The 14,692-nt window shown below is 60.2% G+C and carries 16 protein-coding genes; 14 read left to right on the forward strand and 2 right to left on the reverse strand.

The features are described from left to right. Positions 1-2 precede the first annotated feature (2 nt). The 12 genes from fleN to ACCD02_RS15435 all read left to right on the forward strand — a co-directional run bounded on the left by fleN (position 3) and on the right by ACCD02_RS15435 (position 11,006). A complete protein-coding gene (gene fleN, locus ACCD02_RS15380; RefSeq protein ID WP_259105418.1) occupies positions 3-836 on the forward strand; it encodes a flagellar synthesis regulator FleN in 834 nt (277 codons plus the stop codon). Further along, entirely contained in the window at positions 833-1,576 is a 744-nt protein-coding gene (gene fliA / locus ACCD02_RS15385) for an RNA polymerase sigma factor FliA (protein ID WP_259105417.1), read from the forward strand. The genes fleN and fliA overlap by 4 nt, the downstream gene beginning before the upstream one ends. Before the next feature lie 258 nt (positions 1,577-1,834). Beyond that, the gene (locus ACCD02_RS15390) at positions 1,835-2,209 is read left to right on the forward strand and encodes a chemotaxis response regulator CheY (protein WP_259105415.1); all 375 of its coding nucleotides are present in this window, start codon (positions 1,835-1,837) and stop codon (positions 2,207-2,209) included. 19 nt (positions 2,210-2,228) lie between these two features. After that, positions 2,229-3,017 (forward strand): protein phosphatase CheZ, encoded by a 789-nt coding sequence (locus tag ACCD02_RS15395; protein ID WP_413303225.1) that lies wholly within the window; start codon positions 2,229-2,231, stop codon positions 3,015-3,017. Between the two features lie 33 nt (positions 3,018-3,050). Beyond that, on the forward strand, positions 3,051-5,336 hold the full coding sequence (locus ACCD02_RS15400; RefSeq protein WP_413303227.1) for a chemotaxis protein CheA: 2,286 nt from the start codon (positions 3,051-3,053) through the stop codon (positions 5,334-5,336). 53 nt (positions 5,337-5,389) lie between these two features. Further along, entirely contained in the window at positions 5,390-6,553 is a 1,164-nt protein-coding gene (locus ACCD02_RS15405) for a protein-glutamate methylesterase/protein-glutamine glutaminase (protein ID WP_413303229.1), read from the forward strand. Then, a complete protein-coding gene (locus tag ACCD02_RS15410; RefSeq protein WP_259105409.1) occupies positions 6,553-7,293 on the forward strand; it encodes a flagellar motor protein in 741 nt (246 codons plus the stop codon). Before ACCD02_RS15405 ends, ACCD02_RS15410 begins: the two co-directional genes overlap by 1 nt. A gap of 5 nt (positions 7,294-7,298) precedes the next feature. Further along, complete coding sequence (motD, locus tag ACCD02_RS15415; RefSeq protein ID WP_413303231.1) at positions 7,299-8,186, forward strand: flagellar motor protein MotD; 888 nt, start codon at positions 7,299-7,301, stop codon at positions 8,184-8,186. Positions 8,187-8,231: 45 nt separating this feature from the next. After that, the gene (locus ACCD02_RS15420; RefSeq protein WP_413303233.1) at positions 8,232-9,023 is read left to right on the forward strand and encodes a ParA family protein; all 792 of its coding nucleotides are present in this window, start codon (positions 8,232-8,234) and stop codon (positions 9,021-9,023) included. 81 nt (positions 9,024-9,104) lie between these two features. After that, positions 9,105-10,067, forward strand: coding sequence for a CheW domain-containing protein (locus ACCD02_RS15425; protein ID WP_413303429.1), 963 nt, complete (start codon positions 9,105-9,107; stop codon positions 10,065-10,067). A gap of 57 nt (positions 10,068-10,124) precedes the next feature. Continuing rightward, positions 10,125-10,604, forward strand: coding sequence for a chemotaxis protein CheW (locus ACCD02_RS15430; protein WP_413303235.1), 480 nt, complete (start codon positions 10,125-10,127; stop codon positions 10,602-10,604). After that, on the forward strand, positions 10,605-11,006 hold the full coding sequence (locus tag ACCD02_RS15435) for a DUF2802 domain-containing protein (protein ID WP_413303238.1): 402 nt from the start codon (positions 10,605-10,607) through the stop codon (positions 11,004-11,006). A 107-nt stretch (positions 11,007-11,113) separates the two neighbouring features. On the opposite strand, the gene ACCD02_RS15440 is transcribed toward ACCD02_RS15435, so the two are convergent. Both ACCD02_RS15440 and ACCD02_RS15445 read right to left on the reverse strand, forming a co-directional pair. Continuing rightward, entirely contained in the window at positions 11,114-11,437 is a 324-nt protein-coding gene (locus tag ACCD02_RS15440) for an EscU/YscU/HrcU family type III secretion system export apparatus switch protein (RefSeq protein ID WP_413303240.1), read from the reverse strand. Next, complete coding sequence (locus tag ACCD02_RS15445) at positions 11,437-13,122, reverse strand: flagellar hook-length control protein FliK (RefSeq protein WP_413303243.1); 1,686 nt, start codon at positions 13,120-13,122, stop codon at positions 11,437-11,439. Before ACCD02_RS15445 ends, ACCD02_RS15440 begins: the two co-directional genes overlap by 1 nt. Before the next feature lie 253 nt (positions 13,123-13,375). Between ACCD02_RS15445 and ccmA the strand changes: the two genes are divergently transcribed. Both ccmA and ccmB read left to right on the forward strand, forming a co-directional pair. Then, entirely contained in the window at positions 13,376-14,017 is a 642-nt protein-coding gene (gene ccmA / locus ACCD02_RS15450) for a cytochrome c biogenesis heme-transporting ATPase CcmA (RefSeq protein ID WP_413303246.1), read from the forward strand. Beyond that, positions 14,014-14,685: a heme exporter protein CcmB gene (ccmB, locus tag ACCD02_RS15455; RefSeq protein ID WP_413303249.1), complete on the forward strand. Its 672-nt coding sequence runs from the start codon at positions 14,014-14,016 to the stop codon at positions 14,683-14,685. Before ccmA ends, ccmB begins: the two co-directional genes overlap by 4 nt. The last annotated feature ends 7 nt before the right edge of the window (positions 14,686-14,692 follow it).

Raw genomic sequence — 14,692 nt, forward strand, 5'->3', positions numbered from 1 at the left:
ACATGGGCAGCATGCATCCCGTACAGGTGATCGCGGTGACCGGCGGCAAGGGTGGCGTCGGTAAGACTAACGTGTCAGTGAACCTTTCACTGGCCTTGGCTGAGCTCGGCCGGCGCGTCATGCTGCTGGATGCCGACCTTGGCCTGGCGAACGTCGATGTACTGCTGGGCCTGACGCCCAAACGTACGCTTGCCGATGTCATCGAAGGCCGCTGTGAGCTGCGCGACGTGTTGTTGCAGGGGCCGGGTGGCATTCGTATTGTGCCGGCCGCTTCCGGCACCCAGAGCATGGTTCACCTATCGCCTGCGCAGCATGCCGGCCTGATCCAGGCGTTCAGCGATATCGGCGATAACCTCGACGTGCTGGTGATTGACACCGCCGCCGGGATCGGCGAATCGGTGGTCAGCTTCGTCCGTGCGGCCCAGGAAGTGCTGTTGGTGGTGTGTGACGAGCCGACGTCCATCACCGATGCCTATGCCCTGATCAAGCTGCTCAACCGCGACTACGGCATGAATCGTTTCCGGGTCCTGGCCAATATGGCCCAGAGCCCACAGGAAGGGCGCAACCTGTTCGCCAAGCTGACCAAGGTTACTGACCGTTTCCTTGATGTGGCGCTGCAATATGTCGGTGCCGTGCCCTACGATGAATGTGTGCGCAAGGCTGTGCAGAAGCAGCGCGCCGTTTATGAGGCTTTCCCGCGCTCCAAATGTGCATTGGCGTTCAAGGCCATTGCCCAGAAGGTCGATACCTGGCCGTTGCCCGCCAACCCTCGTGGGCACCTGGAGTTCTTCGTCGAACGCCTTGTCCATCAGACCAGCGCGGGACCGGTTCAATGACAGCGAGTGGCTATCGTATGTACAGCAAGGCATCCAAGGATTCGCAGTATGAGCTGATCGAGCGCTATGCCCCTCTGGTCAAGCGTATTGCCTATCACTTGCTGGCCCGTCTGCCTGCCAGCGTTCAGGTCGAGGACCTGATCCAGGCCGGCATGATCGGTCTGCTGGAAGTGTCGACCAAGTACGACTCCACCAAGGGCGCCAGTTTCGAGACGTATGCGGGCATTCGCATCCGTGGTGCAATGCTCGATGAAGTGCGCAAGGGTGACTGGGCGCCTCGTTCGGTACACCGAAATACACGCATGGTCAGTGACGCAATTCGCTCAATTGAAGCGAAAACCGGTCGTGACGCTAAAGATCACGAGGTTGCTGCCGAACTCCAATTGAGTCTCGATGATTATTACGGGATTTTGAATGATACCTTGGGCAGTCGCCTGTTCAGTTTCGACGACCTGTTACAGGACGGCGGAGAGCATGAGGGGCTGCACGAGGACGGCGCAAGCGGATCACTTGAGCCGTCGCGCGACCTGGAAGACGAGCGTTTCCAGGCCGCGTTGGCAGACGCGATTGCCAACCTGCCGGAGCGTGAGCGGCTGGTATTGGCGCTGTACTATGACGAAGAGCTGAATCTCAAGGAAATCGGAGAGGTCCTGGGGGTCAGCGAATCGCGAGTCAGCCAGTTACACAGTCAGTGCGCAGCTCGCTTGCGAGGGCGTTTGGGGGAGTGGCGAGCGCGCTGACAGATTTCTGGCGAAGCCTTGGGTTTCGTCGAATCTGTGGGTCGGCTGTGCAAAGCGTTGCGTGGTAAGAAGATAGAAAAGGCAGGAGCGGGTCGCGGGGGACCTTCAAATGTAGTTGCCCTTGGGCTCGACACCTGTTATTTGCCAAGCCCGTCGTCGTTTAGTGCAGCCGGTGAGCTGTGCCGGTAATTAGATTTAACAGCGCGTTCAGGTACTGAATGCGTTAAAGACTGCTTGGAGGTCGAATTGGACAAGAACATGAAAATCCTCATCGTTGATGATTTTTCAACGATGCGGCGGATCATTAAAAACCTGTTGCGTGATCTGGGGTTCACCAACACGTCTGAAGCAGACGACGGGGTGACAGCCCTGCCCATGCTGCAAAGCGGCGCTTTTGACTTTCTGGTGACCGACTGGAACATGCCTGGCATGTCCGGTATCGATCTGCTGCGCCAGGTGCGTGCCGATGAGCGCCTGCGTCACTTGCCGGTGTTGATGGTGACTGCCGAGGCCAAGCGGGAACAGATTATCGAGGCCGCGCAGGCCGGTGTGAATGGCTATGTGGTCAAGCCGTTTACTGCTCAGGTGCTGAAAGAAAAGATCGAAAAAATCTTTGAGCGCGTAAATAGCTGATGTAGGCCGCGAGGGCGCTATGGAGCACAAAGATTCGTCAATGGGCGACTTCGAGTCGACCCTGAAGAAACATGCACATGAGTTGGTGAGCAGCCTTGAAAAGGGCAGGTTCGGCGACGCCGTGCAACTTATCCATGAGCTTAACCAGACCCGAGACCGCGGCCTGTATCAGGAAGTCGGCAAACTGACCCGTGAGTTGCACAGTGCGATTGTCAATTTTCAGATTGACCCGCATATGCCGCAAGCCGAGGAAGTGTCACAGATCACTGATGCCACCGAACGCCTGTCGTATGTTGTCCGGCTGACGGAAGGCGCGGCCAACCGCACGATGGATCTAGTGGAGCAAAGCACGCCGCTGATGCACGGCCTCAGCAGCGATGCCAAGGAATTGAGCAAGGAATGGGGACGCTTCATGCGCCGGGAAATCGGCGCCGAAGAGTTTCGTGAGCTCGCACGCAAGGTGGATGGTTTCCTGTCGCGTAGCGAGAAGGAAACGACGCTGGTTGCTGCTCATCTCAACGATATTTTGCTGGCCCAGGATTATCAGGACCTTACCGGTCAGGTGATCAAGCGGGTTACGCAGTTGGTTACGGAAGTCGAAAGCAACCTGCTCAAACTGGTGCTGATGGCCAGTCAAGTCGATCGTTTTGCGGGTATCCAACACGACGAAGACGCTATCCGTGCAGAAAATGATCCAGAAAAACATCTGTCCCAGGGTGAAGGTCCGCAGATTCATGCCGATAAGCGTGAAGACGTTGTATCGGGACAGGACGATGTAGACGATCTGCTATCGAGCCTGGGCTTCTAGGTCTGTTGACGGTTAATTTTAGGGAGCACCCCAATGAGCTTCGGCGCCGATGAAGAGATCCTTCAGGATTTTCTGGTAGAGGCCGGCGAGATTCTGGAGCAGTTATCTGAACAATTGGTCGAGCTGGAAAGCCGACCGGATGACGCAGACCTGCTCAATGCAATTTTTCGCGGTTTTCACACTGTAAAAGGGGGCGCCGGCTTCCTCCAGCTGCATGAGCTGGTGGAGTGCTGTCACATCGCCGAGAACGTGTTCGACATCCTGCGCAAGGGTGAGCGTCGCGTCGACTCGGAATTGATGGACGTGGTCCTTGAAGCACTGGATGCGGTGAACGGCATGTTCAGTCAGGTGCGTGAGCGCACGGACGTCACGCCTGCCACCCCTGAGCTGCTTGCTGCCTTGGCTCGCCTGGCCGAACCGGCTTCGGCGGACGTTGCCGCGGAACCGGAACCGGTTGCTGTGGCTCCAGTGGCTGAAGACGCCCCTGTCGAAGCTGCTTCCGACGAAATTACCGATCATGAATTCGAGCAACTGCTCGATTCCCTTGATGCGGCCAAGGCTGCAGCGGCGGCGCCTGCTGCTTCTGTAGCGGCGGCTCCGGATGCTGCTGCGGCTGGCAGCGACGAAATCACCGACAGCGAATTCGAATCCCTGCTCGACCAGTTGCACGGCAAAGGCCAGTTTGCCCCGGATGCGATATCTGCCGCACCGGTCGCAGACAAGCCCGCTGCACCGGCTGCCGGTGCGCCCGAGTCAGGTGATATTACCGACGAAGAATTCGAAGCCTTGCTCGATCAGTTGCACGGCAAGGGCTCCTTTGATGCCGCTGCGACAGCGCCGCCTGTAGTCGCCGCACCCGCTGCCACTGCCGCTGCCGGCAAGGCCAGTGATGAAATCACTGACCACGAATTCGAAAATCTGCTCGACGAACTGCACGGCAAGGGCAAGTTCGAACCTGCCGCCGTCGCAGCGCCAGCAGCAGTGGCCAAACCGGCTGCCGCTCCCGCTGCCGCCGCCAAACCGGCAGCGGCTGCTGCGCCAGCAGCAAAGGCTGAACCGGCCAAGGCTGCTGCACCCGCAGCAGCTCCTGCCCGTGCATCTGCCTCTGCCGCTCCCGCTGCCGCGCCACCGGAAAAACCGGCGTCGGAAGCCGAGACCACGGTACGAGTCGACACGGCCCGTCTCGACGAAATCATGAACATGGTTGGCGAGCTGGTACTGGTGCGTAACCGTCTGGTGCGTCTGGGGCTCAACAGCGGCGATGAAGCCATGTCCAAGGCGGTGTCCAACCTTGACGTGGTAACGGCAGATCTGCAGACCGCGGTGATGAAAACCCGCATGCAGCCAATCAAGAAGGTGTTCGGTCGCTTCCCGCGACTGGTTCGCGACCTGGCCCGGCAACTGAAGAAAGAAATCAACCTGGAACTGGTCGGGGAAGAGACCGACCTGGACAAAAACCTCGTCGAGGCCCTGGCCGATCCGCTGGTCCACTTGGTGCGCAACGCGGTCGACCACGGTGTCGAAACCCCGGAAGAACGCGAAGCCTCGGGCAAGCCGCGCGGCGGCAAGGTAGTGCTCTCGGCGGAGCAGGAAGGCGACCATATCCTGTTGTCGATTTCTGACGACGGCAAGGGCATGGACCCGACAGTGCTGCGCGCCATCGCGGTCAAGCGCGGTGTGATGGACAAGGATGCAGCCGATCGCCTCAGCGACAGCGACTGCTACAACCTGATCTTCGCTCCGGGCTTCTCGACCAAGACCGAGATTTCCGACGTCTCCGGACGCGGCGTGGGCATGGACGTGGTGAAAACCAAGATCGCCCAGCTCAACGGCTCGATCAATATCTACTCCACCAAGGGCCAGGGCTCGAAGATCGTCATCAAGGTGCCGCTGACCCTGGCGATCATGCCGACGCTGATGGTCATGCTGGGCAACCAGGCTTTCGCCTTCCCGCTGGTCAACGTCAACGAAATCTTCCACCTGGACCTGTCCACGACCAACGTTGTCGACGGTCAGGAAGTGGTCATCGTGCGCGACAAGGCGTTGCCACTGTTCTACCTCAAGCGCTGGCTGATCAGCTCGGCGGCGCATGAGGAACAGCACGAAGGCCACGTCGTGATTCTTTCGGTCGGCACGCAGCGCATCGGCTTTGTCGTCGATCAATTGGTCGGCCAGGAAGAAGTGGTAATCAAACCGCTGGGCAAGATGCTCCAAGGTACGCCGGGCATGTCGGGCGCCACCATTACCGGTGATGGCCGTATTGCCTTGATCCTCGATGTACCGAGCATGCTCAAGCGTTACGCCGCACGGCGTATTTGATTCTGGGAGCGCGGGCAGCCTGAATGCTGCCCGTGGCGCCCTTTGGAGTGTTTATGGCAGTCAAGGTCCTGGTGGTGGATGATTCCGGTTTTTTCCGCCGCCGTGTTACGGAAATTCTCTCTTCGGACCCCAACATCCAGGTCGTCGGTACGGCGACCAATGGCAAGGAAGCGATCGAGCAAGCGCTGCTGCTCAAGCCCGATGTCATCACGATGGACTACGAGATGCCGATGATGGACGGCATCACCGCTGTGCGCCACATCATGCAACGCAGTCCCACTCCGGTCTTGATGTTCTCCTCGCTGACCCACGAAGGTGCCCGCGTCACGCTGGACGCTCTGGACGCCGGCGCGGTGGATTTCCTGCCAAAGAATTTCGAAGACATCTCGCGCAATCCCGAGAAGGTCAAGCAACTGCTGTGCGAGAAGGTCCACAGTATCTCGCGCAGTAATCGCCGTTTCAGTGGCTTCAATGCACCGACGGCGGCACCTGTTGCAGCTGCGCCAGCGGCGAGAACGGCAGCCCCGGCCCCGTCGCGTTCTATCCCGTCGCGTACGTCAGCTCCGGCCCCTGCTGTCCACAGCAGCCACAGTCATGCTCATCATCCTGCGCCTGCCGCGCAGCACGCGCCGTCGTCGCCCGCACCCAAGCGCAAGGCCTATAAGCTGGTGGCGATCGGTACTTCCACCGGTGGCCCGGTGGCGCTGCAGCGGGTCCTGACTCAATTGCCCGCCAGTTTTCCGGCACCCATTGTGTTGATCCAGCATATGCCTGCGGCCTTCACCAAGGCTTTTGCCGAGCGCCTGGACAAGCTGTGCAGCATCAGCGTCAAGGAGGCCGAGGATGGCGATGTCCTGCGTCCCGGCCTGGCATTGCTGGCGCCCGGCGGCAAACAAATGATGGTCGATGCCCGTGGCACGATCAAAATCCTCCCCGGCGATGAGCGTCTGAACTACAAGCCGTGCGTGGATATCACCTTTGGCTCGGCGGCCAAATCCTACGGCGACAAAGTGCTGGCGGTGGTTCTCACCGGCATGGGCGCCGACGGCCGTGAAGGCGCGCGTCTGCTCAAGCAGGGCGGCAGCCACATCTGGGCCCAGGACGAAGCCAGCTGCGTGATCTATGGCATGCCCATGGCCATCGTCAAGGCGGACCTGGCCGACGCGGTGTACAGCCTGGACGAAATCGGTAAACACCTGGTCGAGGCCTGTATCTGATGGATGTACTCAGCCTGATTGGCCTCATCCTGGCGTTCGTGGCGATTGTCGGCGGCAACTTTCTCGAAGGCGGACATGTTGGTGCTCTGCTCAACGGTCCGGCTGCCCTGATCGTGCTTGGCGGGACCCTGGCGGCCTCGCTGTTGCAGACGCCGCTCAGTTCGTTCAAGCGCGCCGTGCAGATACTCCTGTGGATTCTCTTCCCGCCACGCATCGATCTGCCGGCCGGTATCGACCGGGTGATCAACTGGAGCATGACCGCGCGCAAGGAAGGTTTGCTGGGCCTGGAGTCGGTCGCCGACACCGAGCCTGACGACTATGCCCGCAAAGGCTTGCAACTGCTGGTGGACGGCGCTGAGCCGGAGGCCATTCGCAGCATTCTGGAAGTGGATTTCATCACTCAGGAAACTCGCGATATCCATGCGGCCAAGGTGTTCGAGAGCATGGGCGGTTACGCGCCGACCGTGGGCATCATCGGTGCGGTCATGGGCCTGATCCATGTGATGGGCAACCTGGCTGATCCGAGCCAGCTGGGCAGCGGTATTGCCGTGGCCTTCGTCGCGACCATCTACGGCGTGGCCTCGGCCAACCTGATCCTGTTGCCGATTGCCAACAAGCTCAAGTCCATTGCCATGCGCCAGTCCCGCTATCGGGAGATGCTTCTGGAAGGGCTGCTGTCCATCGCCGAAGGTGAAAACCCTCGCTCCATCGAACTCAAGCTGCAAGGCTTCATGGAGTAGGGCTCATGGCCAGACGTCGACCGCCCGAAGAACATGAGAATCACGAGCGCTGGCTGGTGTCCTACGCGGACTTCATCACCCTGCTGTTTGCCTTTTTTGTGGTGATGTATTCGATTTCGTCCCTCAACGAAGGCAAGTACAAGATTCTCTCCGAGGCGCTGGTCGGGGTCTTCAACGACGCCGAGAAAAGCACCAAGCCGATCCCCATCGGCGATAACCGCCCTCATACCGTCAAGCCCGCCGAACCCCTGGTCAAGGACAGTGAGCAGACCGACGCCGGGATCGGCCAGAAGTCTTCCGACCCGCTGCAGTCCATTGCCAACGATGTGCGCAATGCATTCGGTGACCTGATCAAGTCCAACCAGTTGACTGTACGGGGCAACGAACTGTGGATCGAGATCGAACTGAATTCGAGCCTGTTGTTCGGCAGCGGTAATGCCATGCCCAGCGACAATGCATTCAATATCATCGAAAAGGTGGCCAGGATCATCAAGCCGTTCGACAACCCGATCCACGTCGAGGGTTTCACCGATGATCAACCGATCAATACCGCGCAATACCCGACCAACTGGGAGCTTTCTTCCGCACGCTCGGCCAGTATTGTGCGGATCCTGGCGATGGAGGGTATCAACCCGGCCCGCATGGCGTCCGTCGGCTATGGCGAGTTCCAGCCGGTTGCCTCCAATGACACGGCTGAAGGGCGCGGGCGCAATCGCCGGGTCGTGTTGGTGATTTCGCGTAATCTTGAGGTGCGTCGTAGTCTGACGGGGTCCGGCACGGCCAATGCGCAGCCCGATGCTGCATTGAAGCGTGCTGGCACACAAACTGCACCGACGCCACTCAAGCCGACGATACCGAACAGGACCGTCAATTCTCCGTCACCCGCCCCATAGGTCGTTTCTCGTTTTGGCAATGGCCAGGCGGGAGGAAAAAGCACAATGAGAGTCTGGGCAGTAGCCAATCAAAAAGGAGGAGTGGGCAAGACCACATCCTCCATCGCGTTAGCGGGCCTGCTGGCAGAGGCGGGCAAGCGCGTGGTCGTCGTCGATCTCGATCCGCATGGCTCCATGACCAGTTATTTCGGCCATAACCCCGATACTCTGGAACACAGTGCTTTTGACTTGTTCCTGCACAAGGGCACGGTGCCTCAGGACTTGCCGGGGCAGTTGCTGCTGCCTACCAGTGACGAGCGTATTTCGCTGCTGCCATCAAGCACCGCACTGGCGACCCTGGAGCGCCAGACGCCGGGGCAGGGCGGCCTTGGCCTGGTGATTGCCAAAAGTCTGGCGCAGCTGTGGCAGGATTTCGATTACGCCATCATCGACAGTCCACCGTTGCTGGGCGTACTGATGGTCAACGCCCTGGCGGCGAGTCAACAATTGGTTATTCCGGTACAGACCGAGTTCCTTGCCGTCAAAGGTTTGGAACGCATGGTCAACACCCTGGCCATGATCAATCGTTCGCGCAAGCATCCGCTGCCCTACACTATCGTCCCGACCTTGTTCGATCGGCGAACGCAGGCGTCCATGGGCACCCTCAAGCTTTTACGCGACAGTTTTCCCGAGCATGTCTGGAAAGCCTATATCCCGGTCGATACCCGTTTGCGTGATGCCAGCCGCAATGGGGTCACTCCGTCGCAGTTCGATAACAAGAGCCGCGGCGTCCTGGCTTACCGGGCCTTGCTCAAGCATTTGCTCTCTGAACAACTCGCCGCGGCGCAGGTGGCTTGACGTGGACCTGAGAATTTTATTACCCGGCGTGGCGTGCAGACATTCAAGTCAAGTGTCGATGCAGCCGATAACGTCAGCAAGTTGCTGGAATCTTTGGCGGGTCCTGTCATGAATCAGCGCCCAACAGAACGCCCTGTCGCTACGGCCACGCGCCCGCAATTGGCGCTACAGTCCTATCTGGATGCCCTGCTTCAGGACGCGACCGAAGACTTGGCCGTTGTCGAGACACAACTGGTCGAGCCCGACGGCTTTGATGAGTTCGAGGCTGCCGTACGCGAAGAGATGGCCCACGATGCGCGCATGCTGGCGCCGGTGGTCAGTCCTGTGGCCGTTGCCGTAGCGGCGCCTGCACCTGTGGCTGTGGCCGTGCCGGTGGCGACACCGGTCGAGGTCAAGGTCAAACCCGAGGTGCGGCTTGATGTGCCGCTGGTGGTGCCTGTGCCGGCTCCGATGAAGGTTGCCGAGGCCCTGGTCGTACCATCGCAGACTGTAGCGCTGGTCGAGCCGGTCGTGGATGTGCACCTGCCAACGCAGATGCAGCGCATACCACCGCCACCGGTGACCGGCAGTGAACGTCCGCAATGGGCGTCCGAGCCGTTCGAGTGCCTGTTGTTCGACGTCGCCGGGTTGACCCTGGCGGTGCCGCTGGTTTGCCTGGGGTCGATCTATCCTCTGGCCGGCCACGAATTGACACCGTTGTTCGGGCAGCCGGACTGGTTCCTCGGGATTCTGCCGAGCCAGGCGGGCAACCTGAAAGTGCTGGATACCGCGCGCTGGATCATGCCGGATCGTTATCGCGACGACTTCCGCCAGGGCTTGCAATACGTGATCTCGGTCCAGGGCTACGAGTGGGGACTGGCGGTCCACCAGGTCAGTCGCTCGTTGCGTCTGGACCCGGAAGAAATTAAATGGCGCGGTCATCGTGGCCAAAGGCCATGGTTGGCCGGTACAGTGATCGAACATATGTGCGCGCTGCTGGATGTTGCAGAGTTGGCAGAGTTGATTGCCAGTGGCGCGGTCAAGCAGATGCACAAGATCAAATAATCATGGGACGGCGTTAACAGCGTCGCCTGCACAGCACGAACGTAAGGGGTAAGGGGTATGAAGAAGTCGTCTGCACAAGGTTCCGAAGATCCCATTCTGCAGTGGGTGACCTTCCGCCTGGACAACGAGTCGTATGGCATCAACGTGATGCAGGTTCAGGAAGTGCTGCGCTATACCGAAATCGCGCCGGTTCCGGGTGCGCCAAGCTACGTGCTGGGCATCATCAACCTGCGCGGTAATGTCGTCACCGTGATCGACACCCGTCAGCGCTTTGGCCTGCCGCCGGTGGAAGTCAGTGATAACACCCGTATTGTCATCATCGAGGCCGACAAGCAGGTCGTCGGCATTCTGGTCGACAGCGTTGCCGAAGTGGTTTACTTGCGTCAGTCGGAAGTCGAAACCGCGCCAAACGTGGGCAACGACGAATCGGCCAAGTTCATCCAGGGCGTCTGCAACAAAAACGGCGAACTGTTGATTCTGGTCGAGCTGGACAAAATGATGACCGAAGAAGAGTGGTCCGAGCTGGAGAACATCTGATTGATTCTCGAGGTGGTCGTCGCGGTCCTGGCTGTGCTCTGGATCGCGACGCTGGTGATGTTCCTGTCCCAGGGCAAACGGCAGCGCAAGCTCGATAGCGAGCGCGACGAGCGCGATGCCCTGCGTGACCAGCGTTATCGTGAATTGGCCCGTCGCGTGGACAATTTTCAGAATGGCACGGTACGCATGGGGCAGGATCTGCACGAGTTACGGGCGACGGTCGCACCCTTGCCCGACAAGCTGACTGCGCTTGAACAGCGCGACCCTTCTTCCTTGTCCTTTGCCCAGGCCGCACGCCTGGTCGGCATGGGCGCCAGTGTCGACGAACTGACCCAGGCCTGCGGTCTGACTCAGGCCGAAGCCGAGCTGATGAGCAAGTTGCATCGCAATACTGCGGAATAATATCCAGGAGTCGAGGCACAATTTGTGGGACCGGCTTCAGGCGGGAATAAGTTTTCCCGGCTGAAGCCGGTCCTACAGGTGTTTCTACAGGTATCCAGGCTTGGCCCTCAAGCCTTCGGGGTAATATCCCGCTCAATTGGCGGCGCATTCGGGTCGCGACCTTCCGGGAACTTGCCCTTCAGGTGCCAGGCAAAGGCGATGATTTCGGCGATGGTGCGATACAGCGGTTCTGGAATGCTGTCACCCAGCTCCATGCGCGCCAGCAGCTTGACCAGCTCGGCATTCTCATAAATCGGTACTTCGGCTTCCCGGGCAATGGCCAGGATGGCCTCGGCCAGTTGATCGTCGCCCTTGGCCGACAAGGTCGGTGCCTGGACGCCGTCATAGGTCAGGGCAATGGCCTGGCGCGGGGTAGTGTCGCTGCTGCTCATCAGGCGTTCTCGTCAATCCAGCGCTTTTCAAGTTTGGTCCGGGGGCCATGGGCCGGTTTGCCCTGGCTGCAGGCCAGTTCACCCACCGTCAGGCCCGAGGCGATCAGGCGTTCGCGCAGATAGCCCAGCTCCCGGGAGATCATTTCTGCGGCGTCCGCGCGCTCGGCCCACATCTGGCTCGACAGGTTGCCGCGCAGCAGTTGCGCCTGCACCTGAAGCGGCCCGAGGGGGTCAAGGTCGAAAGCCAGCTCGATCTTCCACAGTTTTTCCCGGGCATCCCGTCCTTCATTACCTTCGCCTTCCGGCTTCTGTTCCTGCTCAGGCACATCGTCACGCTGCATGCGCACCTGCAAAGGCACGACGTCCTGGCCGTTGCGCATGGGGATTTCCATCTGCCAAGTGCTGGTCTGAGTGCCGTCGGCGTGGGTACGGGTCTGTTCGAGTCCGCCCAGTTGATGGCTTTGCACGCGGGAAACGGCGGCTGCGGCAAGTTTGAGCAGCATTTCCAGATCATCTTTCTCCCCGGCAATGACCGAACGCGAGGGCAGGGGGAAATTGATCGACTGCGGGCGCTCACCTACCTGGCCCAGGGTGCCGAGGGCGCTACGGATCACGGCGGGCATCATCCGCGCCAACATGTTCGACGCGGCCACGGCGTCGTAACTGGTGTTGTCCGGCAGGCCTGGCAGGATCTGCGCGATCAGGCGGCTCAGATTGGCCTTCAGATCCGGCGTCTGCATCGGATCGGTGCCCGCCAGCAGTTTGGCTTCCATGAAGGTGCCACTGGCGCTGATGGCCTGGGCGACGCCTTTTGCGGTGGACATCTGCTGAATGTCCGGCAGATCCGCCAGCAACTGGTCGATGCTGTCCTGCACGGCGGCGGGCAGCGCGATAGGCGCGGCGCTGCTGGTGATAGTCGTCGGGGCGCTGGTTGCTGCGCTGTTCTGCAGGGTCTGCAAGGCATTGATCAGCACATCCAGTGAACCCTGACGCCCTTGCTGAGTGGCCAGTTGCTGGGTTGCAGCAAGCTGATCCAGACCTGCGCTCAGGGGCACGAAATTCAAGCTCTGGCTACCCTGGACCTGGGCGTTGAGCAGGCTGCCGATGGGCAGTGGGCGCGGGCTTTCGATGCTTAGGGTGGTACCCGCCTGGGCGGTATTGAGCAGCACCACGATGGAACGGTACAGCGCGGCGGTCTGGGCGTTCTGCGCAGCGCCTGGCTGAGCGGGTTGTGCGGTCGACTGGCCGCCGAGCTGGGCCAGGGTATCGGTCACCACCTGGCTGGTCAGGACCTTGGCCTGGAGCAGAGTGCCAACCGGCAGTTTCTGCGTGTCGAGGCGCGTCAGCACGCTATTGAGCGCATTATTGATCTGCTGCAAGGACAGGCTCAGCGTATTGGCTGATGCTTGGGTAACGGTCAGGCTGGTGCCGGGTGTCAGGGGCAGCGTGCTGGTCACCGGGACCATGCTCTGGGTGCCGTTGCCTTGGATCAGTTTAAGCAGCAGCTGATAGGTCTGGTCCCCGGTCTGCTTGAGGTTGACCACTTCGGCGGTCACCGCTTGCCCTGGCGCAACCAGGTTTTTCATCGGTTGCAGGAGCTGGAATATCTGACCGGCAGATACACCGGCGCGCGCCAGGGCCATGGCGGCAGAGGCTTGGGAAAGACTGGGAATATCAGCTGGCATTAATTGCGACCCTGGAAATTGCCCTCTTGCGATGAGGAGAGACATGTATAATTCCGGCCCTCGAAGAAGCCGGCAGGCAATCAAGCTGCACCTCTATAACGGCCATTTCAAGGGGGACTTGAGTTCTCCTTGTGTGATGACGGATCCGCCAACGCCCGACGCGCCCCTGTAGGAGCTGCCGAAGGCTGCGAATGGATCTGAAACCTTTCGCAGCCTTCGGCAGCTCCTACACATCAGATTTCTGGATCAGCTTATGAGCCGTCCTCTTCCCCTGCTGCAAGCAACAGCCCTGGCCTGCGAGCGTGACTGGCGCATGCTGTTCGAGAACCTCGAGTTGCAGATTGTTCCCGGCGACATGCTGCAGATCAGCGGTCCCAACGGCAGCGGCAAGACCAGCCTGTTGCGCTTGTTGTGCGGGTTGATGCAGCCCAGTGCAGGTGAAATCCTGCTCAATGGCCGGCCGTTGATCGAGCAACGCGCCGAGCTGGCCCGGCAACTGCTGTGGATCGGTCATGCTGCCGGGATCAAGGAGTTGTTGACCCCGACCGAGAATCTCACCTGGCTCTGTGCCTTGCACCGTCCGGCCGATGCCGCTGCGATTCAGCAGGCGCTGGAAGCGGTAGGGCTGCGCGGTTTCGAGGATCTGCCATGCCACACCCTGTCTGCGGGGCAGCATCGTCGCGTGGCCTTGGCCCGCCTGTATCTGGACAGCCCGGCGCTGTGGATTCTCGATGAGCCCTTTACTGCTCTGGACAAGCAGGGCGTAGCGCAACTGGAAGCGCATCTGGCCGAACATTGTGAGCAGGGCGGCATGGTCGTGCTGACCACTCACCATACCCTTACCCGTATGCCGACAGGTTATCGGGACATTGACCTGGGACAGTGGGCCGTATGAGTCATGTCTTTACTCTGCTCGTCGCCCGCGAGGCACGTTTGCTGTTTCGTCGTCCGGCCGAGCTTGCCAACCCCCTGGTGTTCTTTGCGATTGTCATTGCACTGTTTCCCCTGGCGGTAGGCCCCGAGACGCAATTGTTGCAAACCTTGTCGCCGGGATTGGTGTGGGTGGCCGCGTTATTGTCGGTCCTGCTCTCGCTGGACGGGCTGTTTCGCAGTGATTTCGAGGACGGCTCTCTGGAGCAGTGGGTCCTTTCGCCGCACCCTCTGGCGCTTCTGGTATTGGCCAAGGTACTGGCACACTGGGTTTTTTCCGGCCTGGCCCTGGTGCTGCTGGCACCGCTGCTGGCCCTGATGCTGGGTTTGCCGGCGCAATGTCTGCCGGTGTTGCTGGCGTCATTGTTGCTGGGTACACCGATTCTCAGCCTGCTCGGCGCCGTAGGTGCGGCGCTGACCGTGGGTTTGAAACGCGGTGGTTTGTTACTCGCTTTATTGATTCTGCCGCTGTATATCCCGGTGTTGATCCTGGGCAGTGGCGCGTTGCAGGCGGCTCTGATGGGCATGCCCGCCACGGGTTATCTGTTGTGGCTGGGCAGTCTGACCGCCCTGGCAGTGACCCTGGCACCCTTTGCGATAGCCGCCGGCCTGAAGATCAGCGTCGGTGAATAATTGAGGT

It is taken from the genome of Pseudomonas sp. Pseusp88 (genome assembly GCF_047303955.1).
Lineage (GTDB): Bacteria > Pseudomonadota > Gammaproteobacteria > Pseudomonadales > Pseudomonadaceae > Aquipseudomonas.